This is a genomic window from Nonomuraea lactucae, assembly GCF_003313395.1.
GTDB classification, from domain to species: domain Bacteria; phylum Actinomycetota; class Actinomycetes; order Streptosporangiales; family Streptosporangiaceae; genus Nonomuraea; species Nonomuraea lactucae.
The window spans coordinates 1-6558 of the sequence record NZ_QNFZ01000066.1; the positions used below are offsets into that span (position 1 = coordinate 1).

Sequence of the window (6558 nt, forward strand, 5' to 3'; positions counted from 1 at the left end):
CCGTGACGCGGCGGGGGCGGCGGCCTGGCTGGCGGCCCGCCGCCTGCTCCCGCCGGACCGGGCGCGCGACCTGCACCCGGCGTTCACCGAAAGCCCATGACCGCCCCGCCGTTCACCGTCAGCCCATGGCCGCCCCGGCGGTCACCGTCAGCCCTTGACCGCCCCGGCGGTCATGCCGCCGCCCACCCTGCGCTGCAGCACGAGGAAGAGCAGCAGCGCGGGCAGCGCGAACAGGGTGGCCGCGGCCATGGTCGCCCCCCAGTCGGTGCCGAACACGTCGCGGAACGACGACAGCCACACCGGCAGCGTCCGCCGGTCCTGCGCCTTGATGATCAGCACGTTGACGAACGCGAACTCGTTCCACGCGGTGATGAACCCGAACAGCGAGGTCGCCATGAGGCCGGGCGCGAGCAGCGGGAACACCACCCTCCTGAACGCCGTCGCCCGGCTGCAGCCGTCCACCTGCGCCGCCTCCTCCAGCTCCGCCGGGATCGCCTGCAGGAAGCCGCGCAGGGTGACGATCGTGAACGGCAGCGTGATCATGAAGTAGACGCCGGTCAGCATGGCCAGCGAGTCGAGCAGCTCGGCGTCCCTGGCGATGACGAACACCGGCACCAGCAGCGCCTCCCAGGGCGCCATCTGGGCGGCGAACACCAGCACGACGAACACCCCTCTCCCCCGCCAGCGCATCCTGGCCACCGCGAACGCCGCCAGCAGCGCGACGGCGAGCGCGAAGACCACGGCGCCGGCGGTCACCAGCAGGCTGTTGCGCCAGAAGGTCCAGAACCCCGGCGCGGCGACGGCGCTGGCGAAGTGCTCCAGCGTGGGATCCGCCGGCCAGAACGTCGGGGTCGCGGCCTGGATGTCCCTGGCGGGCTTGAACGCGGTCAGGACCATCCAGTAGACCGGGAAGATCGTCACGGCCAGCACGGCGAGGGCGGCGGTGTTGAGCGCGATCCGTTTCATGTTCTCACCATCCGGCGCAGGTTGCTGATCAGGGCGACGGCGAGGACGAGCACGGTGACCATCGCGACGGCGGAGCCCAGGTCGTACCTGTGCAGCACGCGGGCGATCCGGAAGGCGTGGACGGGCAGGGTGGTGGTGGCGCCGTCGGGGCCGCCCTGGCTGAGCACCCAGATCTGCGGGAAGCACTTGGCCACCCAGATCACCTCCAGCGAGGTGACCAGCGCGAACAGCTGCCGCATGATCGGCACCGTGATCCGCCAGAAGATCTGCCAGCCGGTGCCGCCGTCGATCCTGGCCGACTCGTACAGCTCGGCGGGGATGGTGGTCAGGCCCGCGTAGAGCGTGAGCGCGCCGAACGGCACCGACTGCCACACGACCAGGATCACGAGCACCGCGAACGTGGCGGTGCCGTCGGCGAACCAGGCGTAGCCGCGGAAGCCGTCGAGGCCGAGCGTGACCAGCAGCCAGTTGACCACCCCCAGCTCCGACTGGAACAGCCACTGGAAGACCGTGGTGGCCGCGATGACCGGCGTCGCCCAGGCCAGGGCCAGCGCGCTCATCAGGGCCACGCGCATCCCGCGCCGCAGCCGGGCCAGCATGAGCGCGACGACGGTCGACAGGACCACGATGAGGACCACGTTGATCGCGGTCCACACGCCCGTGCGCAGCAGCACCCGCCAGAACTCCTCGCCTGACAGCAGCTCCCGGTAGTTGTCCAACCCGACGAAGGTGGCGCCGCCCCTGATGAGCTCGCCCATGCGGAAGTGCTGGAACGAGATCACCGCGGCCTTGAGCATCGGGTAGAGCAGGAGGAGGGCCCCACCGGCCACCGTGGGCGCGATGAGCAGGTAGGGCCAGAGCGAGCGCGACCTCACTTGCTGTTGAGGGTGGTGGCGATCGAGTCGGACGCCTTCTTCGCCTCGGTGGCCGGGTCCGCGCCGGTGAGCACCGCGGTCATGTACTGCTTGATGACCGAGGTGGCCTCGACCGCCGCCCAGTTGGGCGTGTTCGGGGTGGCCCTGCCGTTGGCGGCGCCGGTGGCCATCGCGGCGGTGGCCTCGTCACCGGCCAGCACCCCGGCGAGCGACGTGCGGTTGGGCACGAAGCTCATCGCCCGGGCCAGGTCGGTCTGGAACTTCTCCCCCGCCAGGGCCTTGACCACCTCGTACGCCTCCTCCTGGTGCCTTGAGGCGGCCGGGATGATCAGGTCGGAGCCGCCGGTGAAGACCGTGCCGGGCTTCGCGGCGGTCTTGCCGGGGATGGGGAAGAAGCCCATCTTGCCCTTCATCGCCGGCTCGACCTCCAGCACGCGGGCGGCGATGCCGGGCGCGGCGATGATCTGCGCCGCCTTGCCCTGCGCGAACACCTCGTGCTGCGGCGGGTTGGCCTCGTCGGCGTCCTTCGGGCCCTTGCCGAGGGCCTGGAGCCGCCGGTAGAAGTCCATCCCGGCCAGCGCCTGGGGCGTGTCGAGGGCGCCCTTCCACCTGCCGCCCTCCTGGACGGCGAGGTCGCCGCCCTCGTCCCAGACGAAGCCGGCCAGCGCGTACCAGGTCTGGCCGGTCAGGTAGATGCCCTGGACGCCGCCCTTGTTCAGCTTGGCGGTCTGCTCCAGCCACTCGTCGCGCGTCCTGGGCGGCGTGTCGATGCCCGCCTTGGCGAACAGGTCCTTGTGGTAGACGACGACGCGATTGGCGGCGTACCACGGGACGCCGTACTGCTTGCCGCCGATGTTGCCCGGCTGGGCCAGGCCGGGCAGCCAGTCGCCGCCATTGAGGTCGGCGACCCTGCCGGTGAGGTCGGTGACGCCGCCGCTGGCCGCGTACTGGGCCACCTGGGTGTTGCCGACCTCGATCAGGTCGGGGGCGTCGGTGCTGGCCAGGGCGGCGGTGACGCGCTCGCCTATGCCGTCCCACGGCTGGATCTGGACGGCGAGGTCCACGGCCGGGTGGGCGGCCTCGTAGTCGGTCTCGAACTTCTTGATCAGGTCCTGCGTGACACTGCCGTCCATGATCCAGACGGTCAGCTTGGCGGGCCCGGCGCTCGTCCCCGTGGTGGGCGGGGCGTCGGAGCCGCACGCGCCGAGCGTGAGCATGGCCGCCAGGGCCAGTATGCGGTACTTCATGGATCGTCACCTTTGGGGGGTTTGAGCCGGGGTCCGGTACGGCCCGCGCGCGGGCCGTACCGGGGATCACGGGATGAAGGAGATCACGGATTGGGGACGGTGTCGCGGAAGGAGGTGCCCGCGGCGCGGAAGGCGGCGACCCTGCCGAGCACGTCGGCGGGCGAGACGACCTCGTTCTTGCTGTGGTAGACCCAGTCGGCCTGCTGCCGGTAGGAGCGCTTGCCCGAGCCGCCCTGCAGATCGATGAACCACTGGTTGAACATGATCCACATGGGGGTCTCGGGGTAGTAGATGTCGCCGTGGTCGGCGAACAGGCGCCCGTCCACGTAGTACTTGATGCGGCCGCCGGAGACCTGGATGACCAGGTCGTGCCAGCCGGCGAAGCTCGTCCGCTCGGCGGTGTGGGTGTTGACCGCCTCCCACGGGTCGGGCCGGTAGGTCTCCCAGCTCGTGGTGTAGAGGATGTTGCCGGGCTCGCCCCAGCCGCCGTTGGGGAGGTACTCGAAGTCGAGCTCGCCGTAGTCGGGGTCCATCGGGGCGGCGAGCGGGGTGATGGTGAAGAACGTCTGCACCACGTGCTCGCCGTCGGGCCCCGTGACCGGGGCGTCGCTGAAGCGCACCCTGGCCGCGTACGTGCCCTCGCGGAACTTGCGGGCGGTGGTGGACATCTCGGTCTGGACGGTGCCCGAGCCGGTGCCGTCGGTGGAGGAGTCGAGGGTGAGCAGGCCACCGGGGAAGCTCACGGCCGACGGCGACCACGTCGCGCCGGGCACGCCGGGGCCTCCCGGGCTCGACCGGACGGTCCAGCCGCGCTCGGCCAGGCGCGGGTCGGACGAGCCCGTGTAGCTGAAGTCGTCGAACAGCACGCCTCCCGGCCCTGGCGTCGGTGACGGGGTCGGGGTCGGGGACGGCTCGCCGCCGGTGGGCGGCGTGCCCCAGGCCAGGCGGCCGTCCACGTGCACCGTGACCTTGCTCCAGTCGGAGTAGGAGGTCTGCGGGCCGTAGGAGTAGTCGTCGCTCTGCGTGAAGTTCTGCCAGTCGGCCCGGTAGAAGCGCAGCTGGAGGTCGCGGGTGCCGGCGCCTGGAGCGAGCGTGCCCGAGGTGAACCCGACCTCCAGGTACTGGCGGCCATCCGGGAGGGGGGCGAAGCGGCCGGTCACGGTGGAGCAGCCGACCACGGCCCAGGAACAGGCGAACCGGTAGCTCTCCGTGCCCGTGAGGTAGTAGCGGATCTTGACCTGGTTGAGAGGAATGGTGGTGGTGCCGTCGTTGAAGAGCTGGAACCACGGCTCGGCCTGGGCGGTCGTCGCGCCCGGCGAGCTGGTCCGGTACTGGAGGCGGACGGCCTCGGCGGTGGCCGCGTTGGCCACGAGGGTGCTCGCGACCAGGGCTAAGGGGATGGCGAGGGCAATAATTATTTTCGCGATTGGTCGGGGCATGGGTGGTTCTCCTTACAGGCGGCCCCCGAGTGCGTGCGTGCCTGACAGAGCTGTCGTGCGGGACAGCGCTGTCCTGCGGGACGCGCGAACGAACTGCGTCGCGCGCGGAGCGTGTGGCTGTGAACCGTGTGGCTGTGAACCGTGTGGCCGTGAAGCAGGTGGATGGGTGTGCGGGGCCTGGGACGTGAGGGGGTCGTCAGGCGCCGCGGCGGATCCTGCCCTCGTAACGCGCCTCGAGCTTGAGGTTGTGGGCGTCGCCCTCGGGCACGTTCGCGGAGAGGTAGATCGGCGGCACCTGTCCCGCCGCGAGCAGGTCACGGACCGTGTGAGCCACGACGAGCTGGGCGAGCAGGGCCGAGGTGATGGTGGAGACGGCGCCGACGGCGCCTCCGTCCGGCAGGGGCAGCACGGCGTCGCCGTACGGCGCCCGGTTGTCGAGCACGACGTCGGCCAGGTCGGCCAGCTTGCGGCCCGACGGATGGCGGGACGCGGCCACGGCGCTGTGGGCGCGCGAGGTGATGGCGATCAGGTCGTGACCCCGCTGCTTGACCAGGGTGGCGAGTTCGACGACCACGCCGTTCACCCCGGAGTTGGAGATGATCACGAAGAGGTCGCCGTCCTGGACGGGCGCGTGGCGGAGGATGGCGTGCGCCACGTCCGGGTCCCGTTCGAGGTCGTAGCGGTCCAGCTCCTCCCGCGGCGCTCCGCCGTACAGGACGATGTCCCGGAGCGCCAGCCGGTTCGTCGGCACGAGGCCGCCCGCCCGGCCGGCGATCTCCATCGCCACCGCCTCCGAGTGGCCGGAGCCGAACGCGTGGACGACGCCGCCCTTGGTCAGCGCCCTGGTGAAGAGCTCGGCGGCCTCAGGGATGCCCGGGTCGTCGGGGATGCTCTGGAGGAGGCCGGCGAGGTGCTGGACGTAGTCCTGTGGATTTACGGTCATAGATCCCCTTCTGGCAGGCCTTCTAGCAGGCGGTGTCCGGCCACGGCCCTGACGGTCACGTCGAACGCCTGCCTGGCGCGCTCGTAGGTGCGCTGCGCGACCGAGACGTAGACGACGTCGAGGACGAGCAGCTGGGAGTGGATGGCGGCGAACCCGTCGGACCGGAACGTCGTCTCCCGGCTGGCCGTCGTGAGCACCAGCTCGGCCACCTCGGCCAGCGGTGACCTGGGGTGGGACGTGACAGCCACGGTGATCGCCCCGTGGCTGCCCGCCTCGGCGAGCACCTCGATGACCTCCCGCGTCCTGCCGCTGTGCGAGATGCCGATGGCCACGTCGCCCTGCCCGAGCAGCGCCGCGTCGGTCAGCGCGCTGTGCGCGTCGGACCTGCTCCAGGTGGGCACCCGCATCCGCTGCAGCCGGTATTCCATCTCGCTGGCCACGGCGGCGCTGCTGGACACTCCGAACAGCAGCACCCGGCCGGCCCCCGCGACGGCCTGGGCCACCTTCTCGACCATGGCGAGGTCGAGCTGGTCGCCGGTCTCCTGGATGAGCCGGATGTCGTTCGCCGAGACCACGCCGAGGACCCGTTCGAGGGTGTCGTCCGGCAGGATCTCCTGCCCGATGTCGGTCCGCCAGGTCTGCTGGGCCACCCGCCCGGTCTCGGTCGCGATGGCCACCCGCAGCTCGGCGTAGCCCCCGAACCCGAGCGCCCGGCAGAACCGCGTGATCGTCGCGGTGGACGTGCCGCTCCGCTCGGCCAGGTCCACGATCGTCAGCCGCGCCGCCTCGGCCGGGCTGCCGAGGATCGCGTCGGCCACCTTCCGCAACGCCTCGGGCATCTCGTGCCGCTCGGTCCTGATCCGGCCTAGTAGCTCCACACGGTGAAAATTATGCTCAGATAGTGCGCGGGTCAAGCTCTTGGAGAATAATTTTTGACATGACTCTTGTGCTGGGCCTCGACGCCGGAGGCACCTCCTCCCGCGCCGCCCTCTTCACGGTCGCGGGAGAGCTGCTCGGCCGCGGGCAGGCGCCCGGCGCCAACCCGGCGGCCCACGGCATCCCGGCGGCCCGCGCCCACCTCTCGGACG

At 71.1% G+C, this 6558-nt stretch carries 6 protein-coding genes; all 6 read right to left on the bottom strand.

The window, feature by feature from the left end; translation table 11 throughout:
• Positions 1-147 precede the first annotated feature (147 nt).
• Entirely contained in the window at positions 148-966 is an 819-nt protein-coding gene (locus tag DQW85_RS05350; protein WP_113699305.1) for a carbohydrate ABC transporter permease, read from the bottom strand.
• The gene (locus DQW85_RS05355; RefSeq protein ID WP_240196942.1) at positions 963-1841 is read right to left on the bottom strand and encodes a carbohydrate ABC transporter permease; all 879 of its coding nucleotides are present in this window, start codon (positions 1839-1841) and stop codon (positions 963-965) included. Before DQW85_RS05355 ends, DQW85_RS05350 begins: the two co-directional genes overlap by 4 nt.
• Positions 1838-3088 carry an extracellular solute-binding protein gene (locus DQW85_RS05360; RefSeq protein WP_113699306.1) on the bottom strand — a complete coding sequence of 417 codons (1251 nt, stop codon included), beginning with the start codon at positions 3086-3088 and terminating at the stop codon, positions 1838-1840. The genes DQW85_RS05355 and DQW85_RS05360 overlap by 4 nt, the downstream gene beginning before the upstream one ends.
• Before the next feature lie 83 nt (positions 3089-3171).
• Positions 3172-4527, bottom strand: coding sequence for a cellulose binding domain-containing protein (locus DQW85_RS05365; RefSeq protein ID WP_113699307.1), 1356 nt, complete (start codon positions 4525-4527; stop codon positions 3172-3174).
• A 196-nt stretch (positions 4528-4723) separates the two neighbouring features.
• Entirely contained in the window at positions 4724-5470 is a 747-nt protein-coding gene (locus tag DQW85_RS05370) for a sugar isomerase domain-containing protein (RefSeq protein WP_113699308.1), read from the bottom strand.
• Complete coding sequence (locus DQW85_RS05375) at positions 5467-6348, bottom strand: MurR/RpiR family transcriptional regulator (protein ID WP_240196943.1); 882 nt, start codon at positions 6346-6348, stop codon at positions 5467-5469. The genes DQW85_RS05370 and DQW85_RS05375 overlap by 4 nt, the downstream gene beginning before the upstream one ends.
• Between the last annotated feature and the right edge of the window lie 210 nt (positions 6349-6558).